The organism is Paraburkholderia sp. FW306-02-B (genome assembly GCF_058782725.1).
The window spans coordinates 1,966,837-1,993,096 of the sequence record NZ_JBYSXZ010000002.1; the positions used below are offsets into that span (position 1 = coordinate 1,966,837).

At 62.3% G+C, this 26,260-nt stretch carries 28 protein-coding genes; 10 read left to right on the forward strand and 18 right to left on the reverse strand.

Annotated features, from left to right (window positions below; all coding sequences use genetic code 11):
* Positions 1-16: 16 nt before the first annotated feature.
* The 15 genes from AC3WOG_RS29995 to AC3WOG_RS30065 all read right to left on the reverse strand — a co-directional run bounded on the left by AC3WOG_RS29995 (position 17) and on the right by AC3WOG_RS30065 (position 12,397).
* Complete coding sequence (locus tag AC3WOG_RS29995) at positions 17-994, reverse strand: type II secretion system F family protein (RefSeq protein ID WP_492581432.1); 978 nt, start codon at positions 992-994, stop codon at positions 17-19.
* Positions 995-1,045: 51 nt separating this feature from the next.
* Positions 1,046-2,413: a TadA family conjugal transfer-associated ATPase gene (locus tag AC3WOG_RS30000; protein ID WP_492581433.1), complete on the reverse strand. Its 1,368-nt coding sequence runs from the start codon at positions 2,411-2,413 to the stop codon at positions 1,046-1,048.
* A gap of 19 nt (positions 2,414-2,432) precedes the next feature.
* Positions 2,433-3,641 (reverse strand): CpaE/TadZ family protein, encoded by a 1,209-nt coding sequence (locus AC3WOG_RS30005; protein WP_492581434.1) that lies wholly within the window; start codon positions 3,639-3,641, stop codon positions 2,433-2,435.
* A gap of 26 nt (positions 3,642-3,667) precedes the next feature.
* Positions 3,668-4,135, reverse strand: coding sequence for a TadE family protein (locus AC3WOG_RS30010; protein ID WP_492581435.1), 468 nt, complete (start codon positions 4,133-4,135; stop codon positions 3,668-3,670).
* Entirely contained in the window at positions 4,132-4,647 is a 516-nt protein-coding gene (locus tag AC3WOG_RS30015; protein WP_492581436.1) for a TadE/TadG family type IV pilus assembly protein, read from the reverse strand. Before AC3WOG_RS30015 ends, AC3WOG_RS30010 begins: the two co-directional genes overlap by 4 nt.
* Positions 4,648-4,656: 9 nt before the next feature.
* On the reverse strand, positions 4,657-5,919 hold the full coding sequence (locus tag AC3WOG_RS30020) for a TadE/TadG family type IV pilus assembly protein (protein ID WP_492581437.1): 1,263 nt from the start codon (positions 5,917-5,919) through the stop codon (positions 4,657-4,659).
* Positions 5,920-5,943: 24 nt separating this feature from the next.
* A complete protein-coding gene (locus tag AC3WOG_RS30025; protein ID WP_492581438.1) occupies positions 5,944-6,255 on the reverse strand; it encodes a hypothetical protein in 312 nt (103 codons plus the stop codon).
* A 21-nt stretch (positions 6,256-6,276) separates the two neighbouring features.
* The gene (locus AC3WOG_RS30030) at positions 6,277-8,235 is read right to left on the reverse strand and encodes a type II and III secretion system protein family protein (RefSeq protein WP_492581439.1); all 1,959 of its coding nucleotides are present in this window, start codon (positions 8,233-8,235) and stop codon (positions 6,277-6,279) included.
* 116 nt (positions 8,236-8,351) lie between these two features.
* Positions 8,352-9,188 (reverse strand): Flp pilus assembly protein CpaB, encoded by an 837-nt coding sequence (cpaB, locus tag AC3WOG_RS30035; RefSeq protein ID WP_492581440.1) that lies wholly within the window; start codon positions 9,186-9,188, stop codon positions 8,352-8,354.
* Positions 9,189-9,225: 37 nt separating this feature from the next.
* Complete coding sequence (locus AC3WOG_RS30040; protein ID WP_492581441.1) at positions 9,226-10,623, reverse strand: DUF8689 domain-containing protein; 1,398 nt, start codon at positions 10,621-10,623, stop codon at positions 9,226-9,228.
* A gap of 90 nt (positions 10,624-10,713) precedes the next feature.
* On the reverse strand, positions 10,714-11,250 hold the full coding sequence (locus AC3WOG_RS30045; RefSeq protein ID WP_492581442.1) for an A24 family peptidase: 537 nt from the start codon (positions 11,248-11,250) through the stop codon (positions 10,714-10,716).
* A gap of 28 nt (positions 11,251-11,278) precedes the next feature.
* Positions 11,279-11,464, reverse strand: coding sequence for a Flp family type IVb pilin (locus AC3WOG_RS30050; protein WP_492581443.1), 186 nt, complete (start codon positions 11,462-11,464; stop codon positions 11,279-11,281).
* 110 nt (positions 11,465-11,574) lie between these two features.
* Positions 11,575-11,784 (reverse strand): Flp family type IVb pilin, encoded by a 210-nt coding sequence (locus AC3WOG_RS30055; RefSeq protein ID WP_492582495.1) that lies wholly within the window; start codon positions 11,782-11,784, stop codon positions 11,575-11,577.
* A 106-nt stretch (positions 11,785-11,890) separates the two neighbouring features.
* On the reverse strand, positions 11,891-12,061 hold the full coding sequence (locus tag AC3WOG_RS30060; RefSeq protein WP_492581444.1) for a Flp family type IVb pilin: 171 nt from the start codon (positions 12,059-12,061) through the stop codon (positions 11,891-11,893).
* A gap of 96 nt (positions 12,062-12,157) precedes the next feature.
* A complete protein-coding gene (locus AC3WOG_RS30065; RefSeq protein WP_492581445.1) occupies positions 12,158-12,397 on the reverse strand; it encodes a hypothetical protein in 240 nt (79 codons plus the stop codon).
* 740 nt (positions 12,398-13,137) lie between these two features.
* Here AC3WOG_RS30065 and AC3WOG_RS30070 point away from each other — a divergent pair.
* From AC3WOG_RS30070 to AC3WOG_RS30115, 10 genes are all read left to right on the forward strand, one after another.
* Positions 13,138-14,379 (forward strand): glycosyltransferase family 87 protein, encoded by a 1,242-nt coding sequence (locus AC3WOG_RS30070; protein WP_492581446.1) that lies wholly within the window; start codon positions 13,138-13,140, stop codon positions 14,377-14,379.
* On the forward strand, positions 14,376-15,650 hold the full coding sequence (locus tag AC3WOG_RS30075) for a glycosyltransferase family 87 protein (RefSeq protein WP_492581447.1): 1,275 nt from the start codon (positions 14,376-14,378) through the stop codon (positions 15,648-15,650). The genes AC3WOG_RS30070 and AC3WOG_RS30075 overlap by 4 nt, the downstream gene beginning before the upstream one ends.
* 246 nt (positions 15,651-15,896) lie before the next feature.
* The gene (locus AC3WOG_RS30080; protein ID WP_492581448.1) at positions 15,897-16,958 is read left to right on the forward strand and encodes a glycosyltransferase; all 1,062 of its coding nucleotides are present in this window, start codon (positions 15,897-15,899) and stop codon (positions 16,956-16,958) included.
* An 18-nt stretch (positions 16,959-16,976) separates the two neighbouring features.
* Positions 16,977-17,711 (forward strand): class I SAM-dependent methyltransferase, encoded by a 735-nt coding sequence (locus AC3WOG_RS30085; protein ID WP_492581449.1) that lies wholly within the window; start codon positions 16,977-16,979, stop codon positions 17,709-17,711.
* Positions 17,712-17,718: 7 nt separating this feature from the next.
* Positions 17,719-18,096 (forward strand): GtrA family protein, encoded by a 378-nt coding sequence (locus tag AC3WOG_RS30090; RefSeq protein WP_492581450.1) that lies wholly within the window; start codon positions 17,719-17,721, stop codon positions 18,094-18,096.
* Between the two features lie 78 nt (positions 18,097-18,174).
* Positions 18,175-19,650: a hypothetical protein gene (locus AC3WOG_RS30095; protein WP_492581451.1), complete on the forward strand. Its 1,476-nt coding sequence runs from the start codon at positions 18,175-18,177 to the stop codon at positions 19,648-19,650.
* A 922-nt stretch (positions 19,651-20,572) separates the two neighbouring features.
* Positions 20,573-20,770 (forward strand): hypothetical protein, encoded by a 198-nt coding sequence (locus AC3WOG_RS30100; RefSeq protein WP_492581452.1) that lies wholly within the window; start codon positions 20,573-20,575, stop codon positions 20,768-20,770.
* Positions 20,771-21,070: 300 nt separating this feature from the next.
* Positions 21,071-21,640, forward strand: coding sequence for a phasin family protein (locus AC3WOG_RS30105; protein WP_492581453.1), 570 nt, complete (start codon positions 21,071-21,073; stop codon positions 21,638-21,640).
* Between the two features lie 156 nt (positions 21,641-21,796).
* Entirely contained in the window at positions 21,797-22,540 is a 744-nt protein-coding gene (phbB, locus tag AC3WOG_RS30110; protein ID WP_492581454.1) for an acetoacetyl-CoA reductase, read from the forward strand.
* Positions 22,541-22,572: 32 nt separating this feature from the next.
* Positions 22,573-22,731, forward strand: a complete 159-nt coding sequence (locus AC3WOG_RS30115; RefSeq protein ID WP_341319207.1) for a hypothetical protein — start codon at positions 22,573-22,575, stop codon at positions 22,729-22,731.
* A gap of 90 nt (positions 22,732-22,821) precedes the next feature.
* Here AC3WOG_RS30115 and AC3WOG_RS30120 read toward each other — a convergent pair whose 3' ends face one another.
* Genes AC3WOG_RS30120 through AC3WOG_RS30130 form a run of 3 tightly spaced genes read right to left on the reverse strand, consistent with a single transcriptional unit; the run spans position 22,822 to position 26,252 of the window.
* The gene (locus tag AC3WOG_RS30120) at positions 22,822-23,553 is read right to left on the reverse strand and encodes an ABC transporter ATP-binding protein (protein ID WP_492581455.1); all 732 of its coding nucleotides are present in this window, start codon (positions 23,551-23,553) and stop codon (positions 22,822-22,824) included.
* Positions 23,541-25,349 (reverse strand): branched-chain amino acid ABC transporter ATP-binding protein/permease, encoded by a 1,809-nt coding sequence (locus AC3WOG_RS30125; RefSeq protein WP_492581456.1) that lies wholly within the window; start codon positions 25,347-25,349, stop codon positions 23,541-23,543. Before AC3WOG_RS30125 ends, AC3WOG_RS30120 begins: the two co-directional genes overlap by 13 nt.
* A 3-nt stretch (positions 25,350-25,352) precedes the next feature.
* Entirely contained in the window at positions 25,353-26,252 is a 900-nt protein-coding gene (locus tag AC3WOG_RS30130) for a branched-chain amino acid ABC transporter permease (protein WP_492581457.1), read from the reverse strand.
* Between the last annotated feature and the right edge of the window lie 8 nt (positions 26,253-26,260).

Here is a 26,260-nt window from a genome sequence, read left to right on the forward strand (position 1 = left end):
CTGTGCGCAAGCGCCGTCAGACGCGAATTTTCACGATGCGCCGCATCCACAGCACGCCGAATAACATGGAGGAGGTCACAGCCTCGAGCATTTTCACGCCGGCCGGGTCTTGCCACAGCACGTCGAGGAAGGTGGGGTTAAGGACCATCATGAACCCCGCGGTACCGAACGGCAGCAGGCCAAGTATCCACGCCGACAACTTGCCCTCGGCTGCCAGTACGCGGATCTTGTCGAACAGCTTCAGGCGCTCGCGGATCAGCGTCGCAATGCCGTCCAGCACCTCCGCGAGATTGCCGCCCGTCTCCCGCTGAATCAGGACGGCGATTACGAAGTAACGCAGGTCGCGGATCGGCACGCGCGTCGCGAGATTCAGCAAGGCCTCGTTCAGCGAGACACCGTAGTTGATTTCGTCGAACGTGATGCGGAATTCCCCCCCCATCGGCTCGGCGAACTCGGTGCTCACCATGCCGATCGCGCCGGAGAACGCATGTCCCGCGCGCAGCGCGCGGCTAATCATGTCGGCGACGTCAGGCAACTGGCGTTCGAGTTGACGCAGCCGCTGGCTGCGCCGCCGGGTCACGTACAGGAACGGCAGGGCCGACGCGACCGATGCGCCGAGTGCAGCGAACGTCGTCGGTATGGGCGCGAACGTAGCGGCGGCGAACACGGCTGCAGGCAAGACGAGGCTCATGCCGAGCAACCGCGCAATCGACCACTTGAGTCCCGATTGCTGGATCCACAGGTCGAGCGTCTGAATGCGAGGCACCTGCATCAGCAGCTTGTCGAGCAGTTCCGACTCGCTCAGCATGCGTTCCTTCAGGATCGTCAGGCGCTCCTTGTGAACTTGCCCGCCGGCGGACAGTGCGCGGATACGCGATTCGATCCGACGGGCGGCAGGGCCGTGACGATTGTTCCACCACTGATAGCCCCCCTCGAGCGCGAGCACGACCGCGAGGAACAGCAAGATGGCGAATGCGTAGAAGATCGGGTTCATGCAGGTCTCCTGAGACCGCTGCGAGTCAATAAGCGGATCGGGTCAGCCGGATCACGTGGTTTCGAAGTGCCGTCCCGGGTCGTAGGTCTGATCGGGCAACGCGACGCCGAATGCCTGCAAGCGCTCAGCGAATTTGGGCCGCACGCCGGTCGCGCAAAACCGCCCCCGTACGATGCCGTTCTCATCGATACCGGTTCGCTTGAACGTGAAGATCTCCTGCATGTTGACGACGTCTCCCTCCATGCCGGTGATCTCCTGGATGCTGACGATCTTGCGCCGGCCGTCGGTCAGCCGGGCAGCCTGGACCACAACCGAAATTGCCGATGAAATCTGCTGGCGCATGGTTTTGGTCGGCAGCGACAGGCCCCCGAGGTTGATCATGTTTTCGAGGCGTGTAAGCGCATCGCGCGGGGTATTCGCGTGGATGGTGGCAAGCGACCCTTCGTGGCCGGTATTCATCGCGTTGAGCATGTCGAGCGCCTCCGCTCCGCGCACCTCGCCCAGGATGATGCGATCGGGCCGCATCCGCAGGGCATTGCGCACCAGCGTGCGCTGGGTGATCTCGCCGCGCCCCTCGATGTTCGGCGGACGTGTTTCGAGCCTCAGCACATGCTGCTGCCGCATTTGCAGTTCCGCTGCGTCTTCGATGGTCACGATGCGCTCGTCGTCCGGAATGAAGCCCGACAGGACGTTGAGCAGTGTCGTCTTGCCGCTGCCGGTACCGCCCGACACCAGCACGTTGACCTTCGCGCGCGCCAGTGCATCGAGCACTTCCGCCATCGGCGGCGTGAGGCTCTGCAACTGGATCAGGTCGGAGACCTGCAGTGGATTGACTGCGAAGCGCCGGATCGACAGCAGCGGTCCATCCACCGCGGATGGCGGAATGATGGCATTCACCCGCGAGCCGTCGGGAAGACGTGCGTCGACCATCGGGCTCGATTCGTCGATCCGGCGTCCGACGCGCGACACGATCTTTTCGATGACCTTCATCAGGTGCGCGTCGTCGTAGAACGTCACGTCGGTCAGTTCGAGCCGCCCTTTACGTTCGACATAGGTACGCTGGTATGTATTGACGAGAATGTCGGACACCGTCGGATCGCGCAGCAGGCTTTCCAGAGGACCGAAACCGAACATCTCGTCGTAGACGTCGATAACCAGCTGCCGGCGTTCAAGATCGTTGGCCGGCGCTTTCTCTTCTTCGAGAATACGCGTAATGAGCGCGCCGATTTCGTGGCGGACCTGCTCAGGCGGCATTCGCGCCAGACGTTCCAGTTCGACACGCTCGAGCACGCACTGATGTATTTCCCGTTTCAGCTTCTGGTAGGCACTCCGTGCCATGTGGTTCGGCGAGTACTGCCCGTTTTCGCGCTCGGCGAACGGCTGCACGCGTTGAGCGGAAATCTGTTCACGCAGCGACATGATGGTCTCCTGTGGTGTATCACATGGTCTTGAGTTTCGGTGCCGGACTGCGGCCGAAGAAGCGGGTGAGCCGCGGCTCGCCCTTTACTCTCGCCCCCTCGGATCCCGCCGAAAGGCTGACGATGTTGCTCGCGAGCGCAAGCAGACTGCGCGACACGGCGCTATTGCGGCTCAGCTTCGCTACAGGCACGCCGTGGTTCACGGATTCCGACACGGTTTCGGTATCTTCCGGGATGACCTGATAGGGATGCATGCCGAGAACTTCCTCCAACGCGGCACGCGCGCGTTCCCCATGGCGCGTGTACCGGTTCAGCAGCAACCGGGTACGGTCAGGCGGATAGGCGAGCGATGCCAGAATCTCCTGCAGACGCCGGCCCGCTCGTACATGCGGCATGCTCGCCTGCAAGACGAGATGAATCTGGTCGCTGCGATCCAGCGCGAGTATGGAAAGCGGATTAATGGATTGGCCGAGATCGAAGATCACCAGGTCGTAGCGGGGAGCGGCGACGCCCAGAATCCATTCGAGCCTTTCTTCCTTGATCTCCGAGGCTTTGATCGGGTCCCCGGCGCCGGCGAGTATATGGAACGTGTCGGTCACGTGCACGAGACAGGCGTCGAAGAAGGCCGCGTCCATCCGCTCGACCTGCGCGCACATCTGCGGCAACGTCGACGGCGGTTTTTCGTCGGTGACAAGAAAGGCGGCGTCGCCGAATAGCTGGTTGAGGTCGATCAGCAGCACACGTTTTTGCTGACTGTCGGCGATCGCATGCGCGACGTTGCTGGCGATGAAGCTGGTTCCCGCACCGCCCTTGCAGGAGAGGAACGAAATGATCTGCGTCTCGTGCGCGCCGTGCAGCGCCCGCTGACTCTCGACGCGCAACAGCGCTTCACCGAGCGAGCACTTGTCGAGCGGCCAGCCGAGCACGTCGCGAAAGCCGGCGCGCATGGCTTCGATCAACGTCTGCGGCGACGCATCCGGAATCAGCAGGATGCATGTGACCTGAGGGCGTCGATGGCACAACTTGCCGACGACCGGAAGCTCGGCGGCTTCGAGCGACGACGCGTCGACGATCAGCACGTCGAACGCGTCCAGGCTGTCGCCGCGCTCGACCAGCAACGACGGTCGGCCGGCCACCCGGGTTGTGCGGTAGTTGCCGCATTCGCCGATCAGACGCACGATTTGGGAAAGCCGCGTGGCGTCTTCCGAAGTGATGAGAATGTTGATCATGGTCGTGGATGCCTGGCTATTAGAAGTTATTGACAGACGGTGCCGCCCGTCGACGTCGCGAGACTTTCGCGCGGCAGGGTGGTAGTGAGCGGCGGCATTTTGAGCGTGAGGGGCACGAACGGAATCATGGTTTTCACGCTGACGTTGGTTACGCTGACGGTGACCGTGCTGCAACTGCTCCGGGCGGTCGTCGCATCAGAGTTGCACCCGGAAGGCGCATAGGACACGGAGATGTTCGATGCAGCAAGCAACGGCAGCAGCGCGGTCATTTTCGTCTTGATGGCGCTCGCGTCGGCGTCGCACACGATGGCCGTCCTGGCGCCAAGGCGAACCGCTTCGCTAGCCGTATTCCAGTAGAACAGCACGCGCGCGAACTCGCAGACGCCGATCAGCAGGGTCAGGAAAATACCCATGACCAGCGCCAGTTCGACGGCGGCGGCGCCGCGTTGACGCCGCCGCCGTGACGAGGAGCGCTGTGGAGAGGGCGTGTTCATAGCACCTGCCTCATGACGGTCGTGATGTCGTTGAAATTGAGCTTGGAGATGCCGCGAAAAGGCTCGATCGGCGCATAGCTGAAGCCTGTGATCTTGACTGCGACCAGGTTGACGCTGCCCGCGGGCGTGCCCGAGCTCGAACCGTTGTTCGAGTCGTAGGTCGGCACATTGCTGAACGACATGCCCGGACAGCCCGTCGAATTCACCCGGTCGCAGATCACCACCATGCTCGTCTTGAGACCGCTGACCAGCGTGGACCCGCTACAGTCGGTGGTGCCATATACCGCGAGGCATTGCGCCTGGGTAACCGGATACGAAATGTCGCTTGGCGAAAACTCGGACAGATAGCGCGCGGCGTCGCGCGTCGCCTTGGTGAGCGCCTCGTACTGGTAGATCGCGTAGCCGAATTCGGCTACGCCGGTGACGAGCAGGACGAGCGGTATCAAGACGATCCCGAACTCGACCGCGGCCACGCCACGCATCTTCCGCATTGACAACGAACCTCTTCTCATGACGCGCTCCTATTGCACCAGCACGGGAACGAGCGGCCCGGCGCCGGTGCCGGCACCCGGCGCACCTTGAGTCGCGCACGGGCTGCCCGCCGAATTCGATAGACCGAGGTACTCGAGAAATACCGCGTCGATATTGCCGCCTTGCTGCATGGGGTTGACCATTAGCACACAGGCCCAGCCGGAAACCGGTGCCTGGTGTGTACCGGCGGTCGCAAAGCCGGTGCAGTCCACCATGGGCGCGAGCACCAGCCGGCGATCGGCGCCGTTCTTGTACACGGATTGCGCGGCGGCGCTGCCTTGCGTCTTGTACTTCGTAACGTTGTCCCCCTGGTACGGCGCGTACGCTTTGCGCTGTTGCACGAAATCGGGGTAGGCGTTGCCGGTGGGATTGGACGTGGTGGTGTACGCGTAGCCGGTAAAGTCGGGCACGCCGCTCGAGCCGCCGCCATAGATGCCGAAGCGCGTATTCCAGTCCTTGTCGAGCGACGCCTTGTTGCCGGTGGTGCCGATCGTGGTGCCGTTCGCCGGCAGGTTGCATTGACCGGAACCGGACAGCAGCGAGCCCAGCGAGCTTGCGCCGCTGCTGCCCGGCGTCAGATTGGCCCAGCCGAAGTTGCCGCCGCCGTACGTGCCGTTGCCCTGAGTGTCTATCTTGGAGGTCAGCCATTGGCCCGCCGTGTAGGACGACGCGCCGGCCGATGCCGGCGTGCAGATGAACACCGGGATCGCACAGGTGGTTTGCGCGGCGCCGACCGTGGCGACCGCGGCGGCCGATACCGACGAACTCGCCAGCTTCGCGGCGTTGGCTGCGCTCATGCCCGGCAGCAAGCCGAGAACCTGAATGAACCAGTTCGCTATACCGGTCAACTGCGTCGTGCACTGCGCATACTTGACGTTGGCGAGCGAGTAGGTGATCGAGTCTTTGCTTTCGAATGCATCGCTCGTGGAATCGCTATAGGTGACGGTGCTGTCGGTCAGCGCCGCAACGGCGGTGCTCTGGAAAAAGGCGTTGTTGGCGTGAGCCGCGGCGATACCGGCCGCTTCGGACACCGACAACGGTGTTGCACCGGTGAGATCGCGTGCGGCTGCCAGCGAGCAGGCATCGGCACTGTTCTGCAACTCGCTCTTGGTGACGTACAGCTTGCCGAGATCGAGCGCGAGGCCGACGAAGCCGATCAGCGCCACGAGCGACAACGCGACGATGATCGACACGGCGCCGCGCTCGCTCCGACGAGCCGCACCGTACCTCCCTGATTGTTTTACGCGATTCATGACGTCCCCCGGTGCATGTTGTCTTTACTGACCGCCGCCCCCGCCGCCCCCGTTTCCGATGCCGATGACAAACGCGTTCGGTGCCGGTAAGGGTTGTTGAAAGGATCTGTCATAGGTGTCCATCGCCGAGGCTGCGGACTTGCCGTCCACGCCCGGCGTTGACTGCACATGTTCTGCCGCGTGCGGATCGATGATCTGCGCCTGGGTAACGGCTTTGAGCGCCTGGCCAAAATGCGCATCCCAGATCGGCGTGCTGGACATGCAACCACCCAGCGCCGCGCAGACCGGCACGATGAGCGCGGCCCAGCGTGCGAAAGCAAAGTGTTGGTGTTTCATGAGATTCCCCTTGGCATCACATCAATGTTCGACCGCGTGACTCGACGCGTCCGCTTTGGCGACTTCCTGGCGCCCTTGACGGGCGGCGATCCGTGCGGCGGCGCTTTCAATACGGGCGGCGCGAGCTGTCTGCTCGGCCGCCGCGGACGGCGGCGTGTCCACTAGCGGTACCGCTGTGCCGGGCGTCGGGTCCGGGACGGGACTCGTGCTGGCGGCGGTCCGCGCCTCGGCCTGCGGGTCGGACGGCGGCAACGCTGTTGCAACGGGTGCGGCGGGCGTTTGCGGCGCCGGTGCGGGCGAGGGCGGCGGTGCTTGCGGGCTCACCGAGGCGGGGGCCGGCATGGGCGAAGCGGCTGGGGTAGCACCGGCAGGCGCGGCAGTCACTTTCGGGTGGCGGCCTTCCATGTTGCCGGTCGCGTAGACATCCACTGCGTTGGGCTGCGAGAAGCTATCCGTCGGCAACGGGAGGTCCGCGGTTTGCAGCGGCTTGACGAGATGCGGCGTGATGATGAACACGAGTTCCGTCAGGTCCTGCTGGAACGACGTGCTGCGCAGCAGTGCACCGAGCACAGGCACTTCGCCGACGCCGGGCACCGCTTTCAGCGCGCCGGTCACGTTGCTCTTCATCAGTCCGCCGATCGCAAACGACTCGCCGTCGCTCATCTGGACCACGGTGGAGGCGCGGCGCGTCGTGATGAGCGGCAGGATCGACACGCCGCTCACGTTAGTCGCGCTGAGCGTGATGCCGGTCGGCGACAGCTCGGACACCTCGGGTGCGACCTTCAGGCTGATGCGGCCATTGGAGAGCACAGTCGGCGTGAACTTCAGGCCGACGCCGAATTCCTCTTCCTGCAGCGTGATGGTCGTCGCGCCGGTACTGCTGCTCTGCGGCACCGGAATGAAGATCTTGCCGCCGGCGAGGAAGGTGGCCTCCTGGCCGCTGATCGCGACGAGATTCGGTTCAGCGAGGATTTTGACGAGGTCGTCCGTTTTCTGCGCATCGACGGCGAATCTGAACGGGCGGTTGTTCGCCTTGCTGCCCGAAATGACGCTCGTTACGCCGGCCAGCAGGTTGCTCACGAGCGCGCCGCTCCATGAGCCGAAGCCGCCCTGAATGTTGAGCGCCGAGCCCATCTGGTTGATGAGCGTCTTCGACACCTCGGCGACCTTGACTTCGAGCATCACCTGTTGCGGCGCATCGACCGTCATCATGTTGATCACGTCGGCCGGCTTGCTGGTGCTCGAACTCTGCTGTGTCATGTTGGCGCCATTGCCGGCAGTGCCGGACGCGGTCTGCGATTGCTGGGTGGGCTGCGCGCTCGCGTAGGCCTTTGCGATCTCCATCGCCTGCTGGGCGGCCGGCGAGCTCGACACGTGTCCGCCGAGCACCAGGTTGCCTGCTGCGGTCGATACGCGGATGCCGCGCTCGCCGGGCAACAGTTGCCCAAGTGATTGCTGCACGCCATTGGCGTCGATGTTGACGATCACGTCGATGATCTGGCATCCGCCGCTGCGTCCCTGAACGATCATGTTGGTCGTGCCGACCGCCATGCCGACGAGGTAGAGCGTGCGCGGCGACACGAGTGTGGCCTGCACGATCGACGGATTGCCGAGCGTGCGGGCGCGTGCCGGTTCCGCGAGAGGCAGGAGTGTCGACTTGCCGACCGGCACGACGACGCTGGTCTCTTCGTGGATATCGCCGCTGCAGTTCGGGCCGCGCAGCGGCGCGGCGGCAGCGGCGCCGGCTGCTCCGCCGGCCGGCATGGGCGCCATGCTGACCATCATCGGCATCGGCCCGCGGCCCGCCGGCAACGGCACATTCGGCCTGACCTTCGCGAGCGCCGGAACCTCGGCCGCTTCCTGCGCCGCGCCGCTTTGCGCGACAAGCAATCCGGTGCACAGCGCCGAGGCGAGCACGACGCCGCCCAGCGAGCGGCTACGCATCGCACTACCGGATGAGAAACCCCGTTTCGTTTTCATTTTTCCTGCCCCCGTTTGCCGACCTCGGTCGATCGTTACTTCGGTTACTTGCCCTGAATTTGCCTTGATGGTGGCGGTTGCAGCGGCCCGTCTTCGCAGATGCCGCCGCCTCCGGCCTAGAAACATTCGACACTGCCCAATACACCCGAGAGCACCCCGACGCAGTCCCGCTTCGCCGCTGGTCGCGCGGCGTAGTGCACGCGCGCCGGGCGTGCGGGCAGCGCAGCAGGGGCCGAGGCCGGTGCGGCTACCGGTGTGCCGAGCAGCGTGATCTTTGTGGCGCCGCCCGTTGGCAGCGTTGCCTTGTCGACCTGATTGCGCAGCACCAGCGACAGCGTGCCGACGCTGCGCGCGAGATCGAGTTTTTCCGCCTGGTCGGGTGAGACTTCGAGCGTCACGGCGTTGACGACCTTCGGCTGCGTGTCGTCGCGATTGACCTGCTGGGCCACCGCGAGCACCAGGATCTTTTCCAGCACGATCTTCGAGATGCTTTGCTGCGCGTCGCTCTTGCCCGGCTCCTGGGTGTTCACGATGACGTCGACGTAGTTGCCCGGCAGCGCGAAGCCCGCTACGCCGACCACGTCGTTCACGCGGACCGTGATGGCGCGGTTGCCTTCGCCGATGACGGCGGAGAGGCCGCCTTTGGTGCCGATCGGCGCGAGCTTCGATTCGATCACGGGCTCGCCACGGCCGAGACTCGTGCGCACCACGCGGCCCTCGAGCGCTTTCGGATCGGTGAATGCACCCGGCGGCACGCTACCCGTCGGCCAGTTGACGGTGCGGATCAGGTTGGAATTGAGCGGCTCGCCGAGATTGACGTCACCCGCCGCGACCGCGATGGGCGTAATCGCACTCGACGAGGTTTGCATCAGCCATCGGGAAGCAAAGATCACAGCGGCCAGACCGGCCAGGATGGCGACGGCCAGCATGACTAAAGCGCGACTGTTTTTCATGGTGATACTCCTGCGTAGGTCGTTGGACACATGCCGGTCAGCCGGCGGCCAACTGTCGGCCCGGCCGGTCGGCCGTAGGTGGGTAAGGGCTGTCGTGCTCCATCGCGGTGCCGAAATAGCTGTGCCATGCATCGCGCAGACCGTCTTCCGTCACTTCGCGCGCCGCGCCGTGGTAGTGCGCCGCGGCGGAAACCAGGTCGAGCAGATCGCCGGGATAGCAGGCGAGGAACGGCCGGCCGCTCGGGAAGTGCAGGTTGTGCAGCAGGTAATCGAACGCGGCCTGGGTAGCGGTAAGCTTGAGCGCAGCGCAACGGGCGTTGAAGACCGCGTGATAGTCGTCGATCGATAACGGTCCGACGTACAGCTTCGAACCGAGCCGGCGCAGGAATGCCTCGTCGAACTGGGACGGAGCGAGGTTGCTGGAGAACACCGGCCATACGTCGAACGGCGCCACGAAGCGCGAGCCGGATTGCAGCGTGAACTGATCGACACCCCGATCGAGCGGCATCAGCCAGCGATTCAGCAGATCATGAGGCGCAACACGCTGGCGACCGAGGTCGTCGACGATATACAGCCCCATGTTTGCTTTCATGTGCGGCGGTGCCTGATAGAAACCGGCTGCGGCGTCATAGCGGAGGTCGAGCCCTTCGAGCGTCAGCTCGCCGCCCGAGATCACCACCGGGCGGCGGCACATGCGCCAGCGCCGGTCGCCGCCTGTCGCCTGACTCTGCTCGGGCGCGTCGCTGTGCACGAGCGGGTCATATAGCTGCACGATTTCGCCGCCGACGTAGAACGCATAAGGAATCGGCACGTTGCCGCGCAGCAGCAGTCCAAGCCGCTCCGCGAGAAACGTCTTGCCGCTGCCGGCGAGGCCGTGCAGCAACAACGGCCGCCCGGCATTGAGCGAGGCAGCGGCTGCATCGAGCAGCGCGGGCTCGATGACCACGTCCCGGAATGCCGCATGCACGTCGGTTTGCGTGATGCGCACCCAACGAACCGAATGTTCGCGCACGCTTTGCGCATAGCTTTCGAACAGGACAGGAGCGGGGCCGCAATATCTGCACCGCGTCATTTCGTCTTGCGCGAGCACGCGGCCGCCGTCCGTGAGACGAAACTGCACGTCGATGTCGTTCGCGCCGCGGTGAGTGATTTCGACAAGGTGTTCGCGCACGAGAAATGCCAGCACGTCGTCGAGTACGCCCACCGACAGCCGATGCCGCTCGGCGAGATCCGCGAAGCTCGACTTGCCGTGCAGCAGGGCGGACTTGAGGACGAGCCGTGTCACGAACTCCTGCGGCAGTCCGGTTTCGGCCAGCGTGCGCGGAGCACGCAGTGACACGGTGGATTCCTCCGCATGACGCCCGTACGACGGCGCAGGCTCCGGGAGGTGAGTCACCTGCGCGCCACTCCCGCTTTCAATGTTCTGCTGGTTCATCGCTTTTTTCTCCAGCACCGGTTTGCGACCGGCGCCACAGGCTGTACCGCTCTGGCTGCCCCTGCTGGCGGCAACCCCCGGATTGTTTGGCTATGCAGCCGATGCGAACAACACACCTAACGTCCCTGCGGCAATGGCGACGCCATAGGGAAGTGATCCAACCGATTCGACCTGCTGGTACTCAATATTCCCTGGACGCTGTCGTCCAGGGCGCCACGCGCTACTGACGATGCACCAGAGATTCACGAGCAGTTGCCTCGTGCTGCCGTGACGCAAAGTGACCCACAGCGACCAGATCCCGCCTATGGCGAACGTTGCCAGGGCGATATGGACGGTCATCGCCGGTCCGACCCAGGCGCCGATCGTCAGCAGCAGTTTCACGTCGCCGGCCGCCATGCCCCGCAACAGATAGAACGGCAGCAACACCGCGAACCCGGTCAGGGCGCCTGCCAGCCAGTCCGTACTTCCAGCAAGCAGGCCATGCAGCCAGACTTGCACTACAAGCGCAGCGACAAGGCCAATCGCGATGACCCGGTTCGGAATCCGCCGGCAGGTGAGGTCCGTGCTGGCTGTCACGATTGCCAGAGCGATTACGCACGGCGGAATGGGTTGTGGGGGCAGTAACATGACTGGGCTCGATGGGTTTTGTCTGCGTTTATGAAAGCGCCGCCGTGACCTTGGTCGCGATGCGCTGATAGAGATTGCCCACCGAGTTGCCCAGCGAGACGACCGCGCCGAGGATCGTCATCGCAATGAGCGAGCCGAGTAGCGCGTACTCGATCGAAGTGACACCGCCGTCGTCCTGCAGCAGTTGCTTCACAATGTCGCTCCACGCACGCATGGCTGTCTCCCGAATTGGCTCGTTGTCGGCGCCGTTTGACGCCGGAACACGCAATGACCTTGAGGAAGACGGGAGAGACGGCAAAACCGTTCGCCCGTCAAATCCCGTCTCTACAGATTGTTTCCGATAGTGGTGAACACCGCGTTCAGATCTGTCCCAACCAGCGTTACTGCACCGATGATGACCACCGCAATCAGTGCGGCGATCAGGCCGTACTCGATGGCCGTCACACCTTGTTCATCCGGCACGAAACGTCTGATGCGGTCTATTCCGGCCTGGAAAAACGGCCGTATCGAGACGCGTTGTGTCGTTACTCTCATCGCATTCATGGATCGCTCCTCTTGATGTTATGGAGTGAGGTCAGAATCGAAGGCTCCGGCGAAAACGGACGAATCAACAGGTTGACTTCGTCCGTCGGCGCACGGCTTATAGGTCATTACCAATCGTCGTGAAGATCGAATTCAGATCTTTGCCGACGGTTGTAACTGCACCGATGATGACGACTGCGATCAGGGCGGCGATCAATCCGTATTCAATGGCGGTTACACCATCTTCGTCACGAACGAAACGCTTGGCTTGGGCGATGATATGTTGCATGGCAATCTCCTTTCGGATAACTAACTATGAACCCTTGACCTGAATAGGCTGAGGGGAGGAACTACTGGCACTGCGGAAAAAACTGGTGTTCCGAGTCTAGGCCAGACGTGTCGGCATATGCACGTAAGTGTGCAAACCGGTCATGGCGGAAGATTCTGAGCGAGGAAACAGACCAGGGACCGCGTGCGAGGCGATTTGCCAGACGCGCAGCCCGTAGAGAACATCCCCGCCGCGGTGGTACGCGCAGCGGATGATCGATGTGATTGCGACCGGAAACGTGTAGCCTGAGTCGCTGTTGCGACGGTGCGGCCGTCGCTTCGTTTGATGGTTCTTCATGTCGTGGTCCTCAACTTCCGTTGCTCGTTATTGGCTTCCGGCCGAAACCGGAGCCCGCTAGTCAATCGGCGACTACCACCTGTCCTATCCACACTCGTGCTGTCTTTGATTCCCGCAGCAGCGTAGGTGAAGAGACATCCCCGTGGCTGACTCCGCTCGCGACTCAGGCTCTCCCTCGTAGCTCCTGCCTGAATCGCGCCGGTCGTCACGTCGTCGACTTCCGCGCTCTTTCCTACGCAAGCACTGGGCCAGCTGCTCCAAATCCCAGGAAATACGGAGGTGACGCTGATCTGCCTGTTGTTCGGTCCTGTTCCGGACGCACAGGTTGCCTCGAATTTGCGACATTTTCGGGGGACAGTTGGCTGGGCGACCAATCGCGGAGAGGCCCGCCGTTCGGGGCGCTGCGGCGAATATCTAGCGATTTACCCTGGTCCGGATCGGACGCCGGCGCAAATGGGATCGGGGGCGTTTCCACAAGCTCGCCGACACGAACTGTTTCAATGCCGAAACATGCCCCCTCCCAGACGCTCGAAATCTCATCGAATTTGCGCTCCGACGCGTGATTTCGGCAGGCGCCAGGTCCGATGAGGAAAACGATGGGTTGAAAGTCGGAATATTTCCTACAACAATGAATCGACCGGAAGCGCGCGACGATCAATTCGTTCGCTTAGGAATAGAAACAAAAATCAGATAGACCGGATGAGTCAAGAAACTTCCGGCTCTCATGCAAGGCGGGGATCATGTACTTTGCAAATCGAGCAACGCTCGGCTCAGAACGTTGTGTCCATGGCTGGCTGACACGGGAACGCGTGCTGCTGTACAGCTGCACGATGCTGGTGCTTTGCGCCATCCTGCTCGCGGCGTGGTATTGGACGAGCGGCGGCTTCATGATTGCCGAAGCCGCTCGGCCCGGCGTTGACTTCTCGGTGTTCTGGACTGCATCGCACGTGATGCTGAACGGCTCACCCGCAGCGGTTTACGACTATCCGGCGTTTGCACGAGCCGAATCGGCGTTATTCGGTGAGTACGTGAGTCACGGTTTTTTGCCGTGGCTCTATCCGCCTACACTGCTGCTGCTCGTCACACCGCTTTCCCTGCTGCCTTACACCCTCAGCTATTTGCTGTTCGTGTTCGTCAGCGCCTGGCTGTTCGCAACCGGCACGCTAGGCGTTAGCGGTTTCGCCACACACTTTCGCCGCCCACAGCTCGCGGGGCTCGTCGTGCTTGCGTATCCGGGCGTATTTGTCGCAGCCGTCGTTGGGCAGAATGCATTGTTTACCGCCGCGCTCATGGCGTTCGCTGTTCGATGGACCGAGCGAAATCCCGTGCGAGCAGGTATTTGCATCGGCTTGCTGGCGGTTAAACCGCAATTGGCCGTGCTGTTTCCGTTTGTGTTGATCGCAGCGCGCGCGTGGAAAACCATGTGGATTGCAGCGATCAGTGCTGCTGTGTTTGCTGGACTCAGTGTGCTGGTGTGCGGCACGCAATCGCTCCGCGCGTTCATGGCCAGCACCAGGGTGGCGCGCGAGTTGGTGCTCGAGCATCGGGTGCCGTACTGGTTTGCGTCCCCGACGCCGTTTGCCGCGCTGCGTCTTGCGGATGCACCGATCGCCGTGGCTTATGCCGCACAAGCCGGCGTCGCACTGATAGCGGCTGTTGCCGTGTGCTATGTGTGGCAACACACAGACGATCTGCGTATGCGAGCCGCGGCAATTGCGGTGGCAACGCTGCTTGCCAATCCCTACCTATGGTTCTACGAGCTGACATGGCTTGGTGTTGCGCTCGCCTGTCTTACGGTGTCTGGCTTTGAAAAGGGCTGGCAACGCGGCGAGCAGGCCGTTCTGGTACTCGCGTGGCTGCTGCCGCTCTACGAATACTTCAATCGCTTGACTCTCTTGCCGCAAATCGGACCGGTCGTGTTACTGCTTGTGCTGCTTGCTATCGTGCGGCGCACGCGGCTCGAAACGCAGGGGGCGGTATGAACCTGCACGTGTTCCGCCATGCGTCGCCGAAATGCCGGCCGCTGCCGGCATTGCGGGCAGCGGGTCCGGCACGGCGCCCGCATTGGCTCAACGCGGATCGTCTGCGGCTATACCCGATCGTCGTATTTGGGTGCTATGCATTGTTCATATCAATCTATCTGGCCCGGCTGAACGAGCAAGGCGGCATGAGTCCATTCATGGTGGATTTCCTGCCGTTCTGGAGCGCCGCAGTTCTTGCACTGCATGGGCACGCAGCCGACGCCTATAACGTCCAGGCGCTGTCCGCGATCGAGATCGGCGCGGTGCCGTCCTTCGGCACGGTGAACGGCATCTTGCCGTGGCTGTATCCACCCAATGCCCTGCTGTTGGTCTTTCCGCTCGCGCTGCTTCCCTATAAGGCAGCCGCGGTGGTATGGCTCGGCGGCGCGTATGTGCTGTTCGTCAAGGTAATCCGCACCATCGTGCCAGACCGGCACGCCATCTTGCCGGCGCTGTTGTTTCCTGGTGCGCTTTTCGTGATCAGCGTCGGACAAAACGGCTTGCTGACGGCCGCGCTCGCGGGATGCGGGCTCGCCTTGTCGCGCCGCCGGCCTGTCGCGGCCGGGATCTGTCTGGGCCTGCTGTGCATGAAGCCGCAACTGGTCCTGCTGTTTCCACTGGCGCTGCTGTGCTCCCGCTCATGGCGCTCGCTGGCTGCGTTCGTGTTGACCGCGGCGTCGACACTCGCGCTTGCGGTGCTCGCTTTCGGCACAGGCACGCTAAGCGCATTCCTGCATAACACGGGGATTGCCACCCAGAGCATCGAATCCGCACACGCCACGCTTGCACGCGTGCCGACCGTATTTGCGCTTGTGACGCTGGTTCATGCGCCGGCCGTGCTTGCCTACGCGGCGCAGGGCGCCTGTGCGCTGATCGCCGCGGCCGCAGTGTGCTACGCGTGGAGCCGTGAATGTTCGTACGCGCTGCGCGCGGCAACGTTGATCTGTGCGAGCCTGCTCGTGAGCCCTTATCTCTACGACTACGATCTCGCCTGGTATGGCGTGCTGATCGCATGGTATTGCCGGCATGCGCTGGTCGCCGGGTGGGAACGCGGCGAGCGCGAATGGCTGGTCGTGCTGTGGTTCGCTCCGCTCGCGGGCATGCTGATCATTGCTTGCGGGCCATTCCAGTTCATGCCGTTGATTTCGCTGGCAACGCTCTGGATGCTACTGCGGCGCATTGCGCGGGAACGGCGCGCGGCCCCGGTCTTCCAACGCTACGCCGACGAGTGAGGACCATGAGATGAGGCTCACGTCGATCAGGATTGCAGACAGCCCGATCCATACCACGCCGGCATTGGGGGGCACGCGCGTTGCCGTCGCGGTTTTCGACGGTATGACGGTCGTGCTCGCCGCGCGGACACGTACGGATTTCACGAAACAAGGAAACGCCTGAGACAAACGTGCGCGATGTGCAAACCACATCCGCACAAGTTCATCCGGCATATAGCGGCAAATCAGAATTACGGGGAGGTAGTCATGTCTGAAAAAAACAATATTCCACTGATTTCACTGGTGGTGCCGTTCTACAACGAGGGCGAGGCGGTAGGTCATTTTTTTAGCGAGATCGTGCCGGTTCTCGAAGGGATCGCATTGACGCGCTTTGAAATCGTCTGCATCAACGACGGCAGCAGCGATGGGACACTTGACAAGCTGATCGCCGCCAGCGTGCGCGACGCGCGCATACGCGTTATCGACCTGACGCGAAACTTCGGCAAGGAGGCGGCACTGACGGCCGGTATCGACGAAGCGTGCGGCGACGCGGTGATCCCTATCGACGCGGATCTTCAGGATCCGCCGAGCCTGATTCCGGTGATGGTCGAACATTGGCGGCAAGGAGCCGAAGTGGTCGCCGCCAAACGGAGCAACCGGGCGTGCGACACCTTCGCGAAACGTACCGCCGCCGCGATCTATTATCGCGTTCACAATGCACTGTCTGAAGTGAAGCTGCCGGAAAACGTCGGCGACTTTCGTTTGATGGACCGCCAGGTCGTCAATGCACTGCGAAACTTGCCGGAGCGGCGCCGCTTCATGAAAGGGCTGTTTGCGTGGGTCGGCTATCGGACCGTGATTGTCGAGTACCAGCGCGAGCCGCGCAGCGCCGGTCATTCGAAATTCTCCGGATGGCGGCTGTGGAATTTTGCGCTCGAAGGCATCACGAGTTTCAGCACCGTGCCGCTGCGCAGCTGGAGCTATATCGGCCTTGCGATCGCCACCGTGGCGTTTGTCTACGGCGGTTTCATCATCGGCCGTACGCTGTGGTTCGGCAACCCGGTCCCGGGTTATGCGTCACTGCTTTCCGTGATGCTGTTCATGGGCGGTATCGAACTGATCGGTATCGGCGTGGTCGGCGAATACATCGGACGCATCTACTACGAGACGAAGGGAAGGCCAGTCTATCTCGTGCGCCGCCGCTATCAGGCAAAGAGCAAAGTCAGTACGTTGCCTGTCGCGCGCAATAACTCGCGCATGTCGAATACATTGCGGCTCGAATCCTCACGCAAGCGTATCGCGCAGCGTGTGCGGTTTGCTGCTCGCTAAGTCATGGAGGCATGAATCATGTCCCCTGATGCCTATCTGCAGATGGCCGAAACAGAGGCCGAACATTGGTGGTTTCGCGGCCGGCGCGATGTGTTGAGTTCGGTGTTGCGCCGCCTTGCGTTGCCGTCTCACGCGCGCGTGCTCGAAGTGGGCTCGGGCACAGGCGGCAACCTGGACATGCTGGCCGAATTCGGTAGTGTGAGTGGAATCGAAATGGACGAAACGGCGCGCAGGCTCACGGCAAAAAACACCGGTGAGCGGTTCGACATCCGCGCGGGCCGCTGTCCGGATGATCTGCCGTTCGACCTCGAACGCTTCGACCTGATCTGTTTTTTCGATTGCCTCGAACACATCGCCGACGATGTCGGTTCGCTTGCGCGCATGCGGGAGGTGCTGGCCCCCGGCGGAAAAGTCGTCGTGACAGTGCCGGCGTATCAGTGGCTATGGAGCGCACACGACGTGTTTCTTCAGCACCACAGACGCTACAGTCAAGCAACGCTGGCGGCGTGCGCCGACGAAGCAGGGTATCGCATCGAACGCATCACGTATTTCAACACGCTGCTGCTTCCGCTGGCGATTGCCGTACGTTTTATCGACCGTCTGCTTAAGCACGACAGATCGAGCGGCGATGCCACCCCGGCCGGTGTGCTGAACACGCTTCTGTACCGTATCTTCAGCGCCGAGCGGCGCTGGGTTTCACATGGCAGGTTGCCGTGCGGCGTGTCGCTGCTTGCCGTGCTGACGGTGAAGTGACGCAGGCATGACAAACAACACGGAGTTGATAAGGCTGGTCCGCTTCGGTGTGTGCGGACTGCTGGCGACAGGCCTGCATGTCGGCGTGGCTGTCGTGCTGATATCGCACGCCGGTGCGTCGCAGGCTCTGGCGAACACGATTGCGTTCGCATGCGCGACGTGCTGGTCATACCTGGTGAACACGCTCTGGAGCTTTTCGTCTTCGCTTCGTCTACGGAACGTCCGGCGATTTATCGCCGTCTCGCTTGGCGGGGTGGCCTTGACCGGACTGGTGTCCTACCTCGCGCAGGTTGCGGGAGCAGGGCCATGGATCGGGATTGCGATGGTCGTTTGCGCGGTAACACCGCTCACTTTTGTCACGCACCGTCGCTGGACATATCGCTAGAACGTGGACCAATCGCGGCTAGATCGCCTCGAACGAATCCGGCCTGCCCGGTGCGCACACAACAATTTCCGTGGGCCTTTGGCGGCAAAAGGCGAAGACAACAGCAGGGGAGCCCAATTGAAGAGCGTACTCATTCTTGCGAAAACAAGGATTGCTGATTCGTGGAGCAGGCCGTCCTTTTCAATTGTCGCCGCGGTAATCGGCTACGGTATTGTCTTGTTCACCCCAGCGCTACTGAATGACGGCGATACCTATTGGCACATTGCAACAGGCCTGTGGGTGCTTCAGACCGGTGCGGTCCCGCACGCAGATCCGTTCTCCTATACGTTTGCTGGCGCGCCGTGGGTGGCGCATGAGTGGCTGTCCGAGGCTTTCATGGCACTCGCCTGGAAAGCCGCTGGCTGGGACGGCATCGTTATGCTTTTCGGCGCGGCAACTGCCATCACGTTCGGCGTGTTCGCGCATTACCTCGCACGCTGGCTACGGCAGCCGGCAGCCGTTGTCGTATTTATCCTCGGCGCGGCGTGTATCAGCGGCAGCCTGCTTGCGCGCCCGCACATGCTCGCATTGCCGATCCTGGTGTTGTGGTCCACGGGTCTGCTTCTGGCGAGCGACAAAGGCGTGGCGCCATCGCCGCTTCTCCTTCCGCTCATGCTGGCCTGGGCTAATCTCCATGGCAGCTTCGTTTTCGGCCTTGCGCTTGTCGTGCCGCTCGCCCTCGAAGCATGGATCGAAGCGAAGGAGGGGCGGAGCAGGCTCGCGCGTGGCTGGGGCGTGTTTCTCGCGGCGGCAATCGGGATGTCGCTTGTCACGCCGAACGGCTGGCATGGGCTGCTGTTTCCGTTCCAGCTCATGCGCATGACGCAGATCGGCAGCATTGGCGAGTGGGGTCCGACGACCTTTCAAACGCTTGAGCCGCTGGAGCTGGCGTTAATGACGGTGCTCTACGTCGCGTTTTCCCGGGGAATCCGGCTGCCGATTCCCCGGCTTCTCACGCTTATCGCACTGCTGCATCTTGCGCTTCGCCATAGTCGGCATCAAATGCTCGCCGGCGTCGTAGGCGCGCTACTTCTGGCGAGGCCCCTTGGTCTGGCTTTTGGTGGCAACGAGCCTGGCAGCCCGGGCCACCTCCTTTCGCTACGCGGGGCCGTCGCTGGCCTGGTTTGCTTGGCGCTATTGACGACACTTCGCATGGCACACCCTCTCGCGCGTGCTGACGATCACGTGTCGCCGGTCACGGCGCTCGATCACGTTCCGGTCGGCATCCTGGATGAGCCCGTGATCAATAGCTATGAATTTGGCGGCTATTTGATATTCAAGGGCATCAAGCCGTTCATCGACGGCCGTGCCGACATGTATGGGGATCATTTTCTCGCTGACTACGTCACAGCCTTTTCGCCGAATCGCGCTGCCTTCGAGCAGATCGTGGAGAAATACCGGATTCGATGGGCGCTTCTCAGTGCCCACAGTCCCGCTCTGGTTATGATCGACGCGCTTCCCGAATGGCGACGCCTGTATGCGGACAGCACCGCCGCAGTGTACGTCCGTGATTAGGGGAAGATGGCCTGGTGAGGATCTGCAACGCGATCGGCGATCCTTTAGTCCGCCAGGATGCCATCTTGATCCTGCAAGCATTGAACCGCGTCAGCGGCCACGCGCATCCGCTCGAAGTGACACCGGCTCCGGAGTGCGCAGTTGCAACGCGAGCGACACGACGGTCGACCCGGTCGTGGACAGCACCGCAAACTCAACGCCGAGCCGCGCGCGTTTGCATACTGCGCATGCCAGTGCCGCGATAAACGTCGACTGCCATCGGATCGAAACCCGTCCCGTTGTCTTCTATGGCGAGACGCAGAACGTACCGCCCCCAAGCCCAGTACGGGTCGATCCGGCCCTCTTGTGGGAGCCATAGGCCCGGCCGTTTTGCCGATCGTACAGCTTTCTCCCATTCCTTCGCGACCGTGGCAGAAGTCAACGGTTGTCGAGTCTTTTCACTGATCGAAATTCGGGCAACATAGCAAATTCACGTGCGGTGTAATAAATATTTCGCAATATTGAGCTATGAATGACCGCTTCAAGAAAACGCTAACCTATAAATACAATATTCAAATATAAACTAATTCGATGCATTCAACATAAACTGGCACCATTAATTAGACCATTGACTCACACATCGGTGTGTCGTCCAGTTCAACCCGTGGACCATGCCAGTCGTGGCATCTATTGGCATCGGCGGTGGCGTTGCGGGTGACAACGCGCTACCATGCAATCCAAACGTAATCAGCAGACGAAATGCTGCGTCAATAAAAAGCATTCCACATATTGCATTCGAAAATTGAGCGGTTATGATGACGGCTCCGTGATTCGATTTCTCGAATGATCGCTTTACGGAGGCGGCAGAAATATTTGCTGGGCATTCACGCTGGAGAGCGTAATTAATACTTCCCGCGCAGACAGACTAAATCGAGGAGACGATATGCTGAGTCCCCATGAATTCGCGACGTTAATGCTCATCAAGAGCGCACCGGACCAGATCGAATTGGGCCGCGCCGAGCTTGATACGCTGCTGGAGCGTCAACTCATCTCACTGGAAAACCTCACGTCGGGACGTCCTCGTCCGTATGTCACAAGCGACGGCGATTCCATTCTCAAGGCCGTCACCCGGATGCGCTAGACGTCTGCGGCGTCCATCGTCCTGTCCTGAATGAAATCGCGGCGTTTGCTGTCCCTCATGTTCGACACAAGTGCCGCTGCACCACACGGCGAGCGCGCCGAAGCAACAGTCATGAACGAAGTGTCCCAGTTGGGGTTTAAGTTGTAGTGCCTGTTGATGTAACGACCGTCCGAAGTCCTCGCGACGCGTGCTGTCTGGCAGGCGTCCTTGCACTTCGATTTATCCAGCATCGCGATCCGCCGCAACACACCCGTCCGATCGGGGTTTCGCGCGCCGGACCGAGTTTTGAGGAATTCAACAATGACTATATTGAGTCCCGAGCATATTGCTGCCGCAAAGGCCAACCTCGACGCATTCTTCGGGTTGACCGGGAAAGTTTTTGAAGGCGTCGAAAAACTGGTCGCGCTGAACCTGCAGGTCGTCAGGTCCACGCTGGCCGAGACGCAGGAGCACATGACGAAGGTGCCCGGCACGACAGACCCGCAGCAGTGGTTCGCGCTGCAAGCAGGTTTCACCGGGCCTTTCGCGGAAAAATCGCTGTCTTACGGCCGGCAGGTGTTCGACATCGCGTCGGCCACTCAGGCTGAGGTCTCACAACTCGCACAGGCGCAGTGCGAGCGGTACAACGCTCGCGTGCAGGCACTCGTGGAGGAAGCGGCGAAGAGTGCTCCCGCAGGTTCCGAAGCAGCGATTGCTGCGTGGAAATCCGCGATTACCGCCACCACGACCCTGTACGAAACGCTGCAGAAAACGACGCAACAGGCCGTGCAGGTTGCCGGGAGTAATTTTGATGCAGTCACGGCCACAGCGTCAAAGGCCGTGCGAGGCAACGCCGAGCAGGCTCCCGTAGCAGCGGGCGCGAAGCGATAGAACTGGCGCGGGCAGCGATGCCCGCGGTATGGTTTTTGTAATATATGAAGGATTCCTTATGGATAGGGAATCCCGGCTTCCAGCGCGTCCAATTCCTGGACTGAAGGCAGTGTTGCTCCAGATGAGCATGACGCCAACTTTTATGAGGACGATTCGATGGCAAAGCAGATCGCGGTGGTGACGGGTGGAATGGGCGGACTTGGCGAAGCGATCAGCATCAAGCTGCATGACGCCGGCTTTGCGGTCGTCGTCACCTGTTCGCCGGGCAACACCGGTGCAAACGAGTGGCTCGCACGGATGGAAGCCGAGGGACGACAGTTCCGCGCATACGCGGTCGACGTCGCCGACTACGACTCGTGCGAAAGATGCGTGGCGCAAATTAAAGCTGAAGTCGGACCGGTCGACATCCTGATCAACAACGCCGGCATCACGCGCGACGCCAGCTTCAGGAAGCTCGACAAGGTCAATTGGGACGCGGTGATCCGGACCAACCTCGATTCGGTGTTCAACATGACGAAGCCGGTGTGCGACAGCATGGTCGAGCGTGGCTGGGGCCGCATCATCAACGTGTCGTCGATCATCGGCTCCAAGGGTGGGTTCGGCCAGACCAACTATGCGGCGGCGAAGGCCGGCATGCATGGCTTCACGAAATCGCTGGCGCTTGAGGTGGCGAAAAAGGGCGTCACCGTCAACACGATCTCGCCTGGCTATATCGCGACGAAGATGGTGATGGCGGTGCCCGAGGAAATCCGCGAGACGAAGATCATTCCGCAGATTCCGGTCGGCCGGCTCGGACAGCCCGACGAAGTCGCCGCACTCGTGCTGTATCTGTGCTCGCGCGAAGCCGGCTTCGTGACTGGAGCCAACATCGCGATCAACGGAGGGCAGCACCTGCAGTGAAGCGGATAGGTCTGCAATGGAGGGAGGTTCCAATGAGCGAAGCAGTGGCAATCGTTGTGGGTTCGTTCGTGCTGGCGATGGCACCCGTGTTCGTCGCCGCTCACTATTACCGGGAGCAAATGCGTCGAAAACGGCTCAGGCAGCTGGATCACCGTCACTACTGGCCGCACTGGAGCAACGCCCGGCATTGAACTACTGCGCTCCCTACGCTGTAGTTGCCGTACCGAGCGTGATCGCCGCTGAGCGCGATGGTCCACTCCCCGTGGCGCGGTCTTGACTTGTCAATCTGTCGCCACGGCACTGCCGCCCAGATACGCTGCGCGGACCCGGCTATCTTGCGCCAGATCCCGGGCAGCGCCGGCGAGCGCGATGCGGCCGCTTTCCAGCACGTAGGCCCGGTGAGCGATGCGCAGTGCCTGGCGTGCGTTCTGCTCGACGAGAAGGATCGAGGTGCCTTCGTTGCAGATGTCGGCGATCTTGCCGAAGATCACCCGGACCAGCTTCGGCGCTAGCCCCATGGACGGTTCGTCCAGCACGACGACGCGTGGCCGCAGCATCAGGGCGCGCGCGATTGCCAGCATCTGTTGTTCGCCACCGCTGAGCGTGCCCGCCAACTGGCTGCGTCGCTCCCCGAGCCGTGGGAAAGTCTGATAGACCTCGGTCATTCGTTGTTCCAGCAAGGCGCCGTCGGCCCGGATCAGATAACCGCCGAGCCGCAGATTTTCCTCGACTGTCAGCGCTCCGAACATGCGGCGGCCTTCCGGCACATGACCGAGACCCAAGGCCACGATCTGGTGGGCACGCAGTCCGGTGAGCGGGTGCCCGGCCATCACGATCTGTCCCGCACGTGGGCGAATCAGGCCGGAAATGGCGCGTAGCGTAGTGGTCTTGCCCGCGCCGTTGCTGCCGAGCAATGCCACGATCTCACCTTCCGCGACGTCCAGCGAAATGCCATGCAGAACCTCTACGTTCCCATAGCTCACATGCAGATCGCGGATTTCTAGGAGTCCCACAGCGATTTCTCCCCGGCGGCATCGTCGGCCGCTTCGTCTATCCCGGCTGTGCCGAGATAGGCGTCGATCACACGCGGGTCGGCCTGGATCTCGATTGGCGGACCCTCGGCGATGATAACGCCATGGTCCATGACGATGATCCGGTCCGACACGCCCATCACCAGCATCATGTCGTGTTCGATCAGCAGCACCGTCACGCCAAGATCCCGGATACGCCGGATCAATTCCATCAGCGCGTGCTTCTCGGTCGGATTCATCCCCGCTGCCGGCTCGTCCAGCAGCAGGAGACGCGGGTTGCTGGCGAGCGCACGGGCGATCTCCAGCCGGCGTTGATCGCCATAGGGCAGGTCGGCCGCGCGTTCGCCCGCCCGGGGGCCGAGGCCGACGAAGCTGAGCCAGCCGAGGCCCTCTGTCGCGTGATCGGCCGCCTCGGAACGAGCGGAGGGGAGCGCAAGCAGCTCGGCGATCAGCTGCGTTCGGAGCCGATGGTCCATGCCGATCAGCACGTTCTCGAAGGCCGTCATGTTGGCAAACAGACGGATGCCCTGGAAGGTGCGCGCCATGCCGCGGTGGACGATGCGATGCGGTGCTCCGCCAACCAGCGAGGCGCCGCGCCAGAGAACCTGACCGCCGGTCGGACGGGTCACGCCGGTGAGACAGTTGAACACCGTGGTCTTGCCGGCGCCGTTCGGACCGATCAGGCTGAGGATCTCGCCGCTGCGCACCGTGAAGCTGACATCGCCGACCGCCAGCACACCGCCGAAGCGGCGCCGCATGTTGCGCACGTCGAGCAGGATCTCTTCGGTGACGGTCTCCTGGGGCACGGGCGCTGCGGCGCCGGCGCCCTCGCGCGGCGGCGCCACGCGGCGCAGCGGCGCCGGCCACAGACCTTGAGGCCGCAGCAGCATCAGGATCACCAGCCCGATCGCGAAGCCGAAGATGCGCCACAGATTGAGAAAGCGCAGCATCTCGGGCAGGCCGGCAACGATCACGGCGCCCAGGATCACGCCAGGAATGCTCCCCCGGCCGCCCAGCACGACGATGATCAGGATCGTGACGGACTGCAGATAGGTGAAACCCGTCGGGTCGATGGTCCCGAAGCGCGCAGCGAACAGGCTGCCGCCAAAACCGCCGATCAATGCGCCCATCACATAGGCAAGCAGTTTGACGCGCAGCGTCGGCACGCCTACGGCCTCGGCCGCCGACTCGTCCTCGCGGATGCTGGTCCAGGCGCGGCCGAGCCGCGACTGGCCGAGCCGGATCGCGAACACGAGCACCAGCACGAGGAACACGATGCCCAGTTCGTAGACCGCATGGGGCGAGCTGATCTCGTAACCGAACAGGCTGGGGCTCTCGATGCCGTAGATGCCGTTCGGGCCGCCCGTGATCCGCAGGTTGGTGGCAATGATGCGCGTGATCTCGCCGAACCCAAGCGTGACGATCGCCAGGTAGTCGCTGCGCAGGCGCAGAGTGGGGTAGCCGATGACGATGCCCGAAGCGCCGGCAAACGCAAGGCTGAACGGCAGCGTTTCCCAGAACGAGAAGTGCAGCAGCGTTTCCAGCAGCGCCGTCGTGTAGGCGCCGATTGCAAAGAAGGCGGCATAGCCCAGATCCAGCAGCCCGGCATAACCGACCACGATATTCAGCCCGAGGCCGAGGATCGAATAGGTGGCGATGGTCAGGCCGACATCGACGACATAGCTGCTGGCGACAGCCGGCAGCGCCACGGCGGCGGCAAGAAGACCGGCGCCGGCCGCAGGGCGGCGCCAACGCGCTGAAGCCTGCGTCGCGCTCATGGCCTACATCCTTTCGACGACGCGTTCGCCGAACAAGCCGGTCGGCTTTATCACGAGCACACCGATCAGCACGCCGAACACCAGCACATCGGTCCACTGCGAGGAGACATAGCCGGCGCCGAAGGCTTCGAGCAGGCCGATCAGGATGCCGCCGGCCATCGCACCCGGGATATTGCCGATGCCGCCGAGAACCGCGGCGGTGAAAGCGCGCAGACCCAGCACGAAGCCCATGAAGAAATTGATCTGCGTGTAGTAGAGCCCCTCCATGACCCCTGCGACCGCAGCCAGCACCGAACCGAGCAGGAAGGTCAGCTGGATCAGACGTTCGACATCGATGCCCATCAGACGCGCCGCGTCCTGATCGATCGCCAGCGCGCGCATCGCCGTGCCGAGGAACGTGTGATGGACGAAGAAATACAGCGCCAGCATCAGCGCAAGGCTCACCACGATGATGCCTATCTGTGTGAAGGTGACCTGCACACCGTGGAGATCGAATCCTGCCTGGCTGAGCACGTGCGGATAGGTGTTGAAGCCGGCGCCGTAGAGCAGCAGCACACCGTTCTCCAGCGCGAGAGAAACGCCGAGCGCGGTGATCAGAATCGACAGGCGCGGCGCGCGCAACAACGGCTGGTAGGCAAGCCGCTCGATGGCGAGGCCAAGTGCGCCGGTGACCGCCATCGAAGCGACGAGCGCAATCAGCAGGGCCAGGGCGAGTGGCAGGTGGGCCGCGGCAAGCACCGTCAAACCAGTCCAGCCGACGAACGCACCGACCATGAACAAGTCGCCGTGAGCGAAGTTGATCAGCCGGATGATCCCGTAGACCATCGTGTAGCCGAGGGCGACGAGGGCATAGAAAGAGCCGGTCGTCAGCCCTTCGACGACGAACTGGAAAAAGGTGCTCATGGCCGGGC

What these genes read in the sequence shown, in the direction of transcription:
- AC3WOG_RS30065 (WP_492581445.1), bottom strand. Translation starts at nt 12,397, where the DNA reads ATGAAGAACCATCAAACGAAGCGACGGCCGCACCGTCGCAACAGCGAC.
- AC3WOG_RS30055 (WP_492582495.1), bottom strand. Translation starts at nt 11,784, where the DNA reads ATGAGAGTAACGACACAACGCGTCTCGATACGGCCGTTTTTCCAGGCC.
- AC3WOG_RS30080 (WP_492581448.1), top strand. Translation starts at nt 15,897, where the DNA reads ATGTCTGAAAAAAACAATATTCCACTGATTTCACTGGTGGTGCCGTTC.
- AC3WOG_RS30115 (WP_341319207.1), top strand. Translation starts at nt 22,573, where the DNA reads ATGAGCGAAGCAGTGGCAATCGTTGTGGGTTCGTTCGTGCTGGCGATG.
- AC3WOG_RS30090 (WP_492581450.1), top strand. Translation starts at nt 17,719, where the DNA reads ATGACAAACAACACGGAGTTGATAAGGCTGGTCCGCTTCGGTGTGTGC.
- AC3WOG_RS30075 (WP_492581447.1), top strand. Translation starts at nt 14,376, where the DNA reads ATGAACCTGCACGTGTTCCGCCATGCGTCGCCGAAATGCCGGCCGCTG.
- AC3WOG_RS30060 (WP_492581444.1), bottom strand. Translation starts at nt 12,061, where the DNA reads ATGCAACATATCATCGCCCAAGCCAAGCGTTTCGTTCGTGACGAAGAT.
- AC3WOG_RS30015 (WP_492581436.1), bottom strand. Translation starts at nt 4,647, where the DNA reads ATGAGAAGAGGTTCGTTGTCAATGCGGAAGATGCGTGGCGTGGCCGCG.
- AC3WOG_RS29995 (WP_492581432.1), bottom strand. Translation starts at nt 994, where the DNA reads ATGAACCCGATCTTCTACGCATTCGCCATCTTGCTGTTCCTCGCGGTC.
- AC3WOG_RS30125 (WP_492581456.1), bottom strand. Translation starts at nt 25,349, where the DNA reads ATGAGCGCGACGCAGGCTTCAGCGCGTTGGCGCCGCCCTGCGGCCGGC.
- AC3WOG_RS30000 (WP_492581433.1), bottom strand. Translation starts at nt 2,413, where the DNA reads ATGTCGCTGCGTGAACAGATTTCCGCTCAACGCGTGCAGCCGTTCGCC.
- AC3WOG_RS30070 (WP_492581446.1), top strand. Translation starts at nt 13,138, where the DNA reads ATGTACTTTGCAAATCGAGCAACGCTCGGCTCAGAACGTTGTGTCCAT.
- AC3WOG_RS30010 (WP_492581435.1), bottom strand. Translation starts at nt 4,135, where the DNA reads ATGAACACGCCCTCTCCACAGCGCTCCTCGTCACGGCGGCGGCGTCAA.
- AC3WOG_RS30050 (WP_492581443.1), bottom strand. Translation starts at nt 11,464, where the DNA reads ATGCGTGCGTGGAGCGACATTGTGAAGCAACTGCTGCAGGACGACGGC.
- AC3WOG_RS30130 (WP_492581457.1), bottom strand. Translation starts at nt 26,252, where the DNA reads ATGAGCACCTTTTTCCAGTTCGTCGTCGAAGGGCTGACGACCGGCTCT.
- AC3WOG_RS30100 (WP_492581452.1), top strand. Translation starts at nt 20,573, where the DNA reads ATGCTGAGTCCCCATGAATTCGCGACGTTAATGCTCATCAAGAGCGCA.
- cpaB (WP_492581440.1), bottom strand. Translation starts at nt 9,188, where the DNA reads ATGAAAAACAGTCGCGCTTTAGTCATGCTGGCCGTCGCCATCCTGGCC.
- AC3WOG_RS30025 (WP_492581438.1), bottom strand. Translation starts at nt 6,255, where the DNA reads ATGAAACACCAACACTTTGCTTTCGCACGCTGGGCCGCGCTCATCGTG.
- AC3WOG_RS30020 (WP_492581437.1), bottom strand. Translation starts at nt 5,919, where the DNA reads ATGAATCGCGTAAAACAATCAGGGAGGTACGGTGCGGCTCGTCGGAGC.
- AC3WOG_RS30045 (WP_492581442.1), bottom strand. Translation starts at nt 11,250, where the DNA reads ATGTTACTGCCCCCACAACCCATTCCGCCGTGCGTAATCGCTCTGGCA.
- AC3WOG_RS30030 (WP_492581439.1), bottom strand. Translation starts at nt 8,235, where the DNA reads ATGAAAACGAAACGGGGTTTCTCATCCGGTAGTGCGATGCGTAGCCGC.
- AC3WOG_RS30085 (WP_492581449.1), top strand. Translation starts at nt 16,977, where the DNA reads ATGTCCCCTGATGCCTATCTGCAGATGGCCGAAACAGAGGCCGAACAT.
- AC3WOG_RS30040 (WP_492581441.1), bottom strand. Translation starts at nt 10,623, where the DNA reads ATGAACCAGCAGAACATTGAAAGCGGGAGTGGCGCGCAGGTGACTCAC.
- AC3WOG_RS30105 (WP_492581453.1), top strand. Translation starts at nt 21,071, where the DNA reads ATGACTATATTGAGTCCCGAGCATATTGCTGCCGCAAAGGCCAACCTC.
- AC3WOG_RS30005 (WP_492581434.1), bottom strand. Translation starts at nt 3,641, where the DNA reads ATGATCAACATTCTCATCACTTCGGAAGACGCCACGCGGCTTTCCCAA.
- phbB (WP_492581454.1), top strand. Translation starts at nt 21,797, where the DNA reads ATGGCAAAGCAGATCGCGGTGGTGACGGGTGGAATGGGCGGACTTGGC.